Consider the following 932-nt stretch of genomic DNA (forward strand, 5'->3'; position numbering starts at 1 on the left):
GCAATGTCATCGGGTTGTCTGGCGACCCAATGCAGCAGCAATGTCATCGGGTTGTCTGGCGACCCAATGCAGCACTTGCACACTGTTGCTSCCGGCGSYRGCGCTGAYGACATGCAGGACTTCACCGGTGCCACTGTGGGTGCGGATTTCCACGCCGGGCAGATAACGCACCTCGCTGATCAGCGTGCGGGCGTTGGTCTGGTGGCTGCGAACTTTGCGCACGCGTTGGCCGTCGCCGTCGTAGATATACCGCTCGCGGTCGTTCTTCGCGTTTTCGCGCACCACGGGGCACACTGCCTGTAGCTGATTGCGCAGATCCCAGCTCAGGGGCTGCCCCGGTTGCAGTTCAAGCAGGTTGCCGTTGGCATCGAAGCCGGCGGCCAGTTCGGCTTCGGTCGGTGGCCGGCCGTCGCGCTCGGGCAGGCAGCGATTGCTGTAGCGGGCGCGGGTCAAGGTGCGGCCATGGGCCTGGGCGCCGACATGCTSCAGATCCAGCAGATTGCCGCCTGCATCGTAATGGTAGGTCTGGGTGTAGTGGGCGATCTGGTTGGGATCRGGTGGCAGGGGYTGCAAGTCCGGCAGGGCCGGGCCGCCRYGCCCGATGTCAGCCTCTGATCCACAGGCTTTGATCAACTGGTAGAGCGTGTCATACCAGTAARTCTTGATCGGCTCGACGCGCTGGTTATTGAAGTAACGGATCGGTTGCGCSGCATCCTTGATGCTCAGCACATTGCCGACCGGGTCGTAGCAGTAACTGAGGTCTTGCAGCGGCGTGCCATCGGCTTTGTGGGCGCTGAGGTTCGTCAGCCGGCCGTTGGCGGGATCGTAGCGGTGACCGGTGATCACGCCGTTGCCCGCGGTTTCGGATTCGACCTGGCCGGAGGGGTTGTAGTGGATCGCGCTCACCAGAACCTTCTTGAGCTGTCCGTCAC

General features: G+C 63.0%; 1 pseudogene. It reads right to left on the reverse strand.

Annotation, left to right across the window (positions count from 1 at the left end):
* Positions 1 to 6: 6 nt before the first annotated feature.
* Positions 7 to 932 (reverse strand): annotated as a pseudogene (locus AC1DHT_RS29175) (RHS repeat protein); the annotation flags it as partial.

It is taken from the genome of Pseudomonas sp. 05N432 (genome assembly GCF_056396945.1).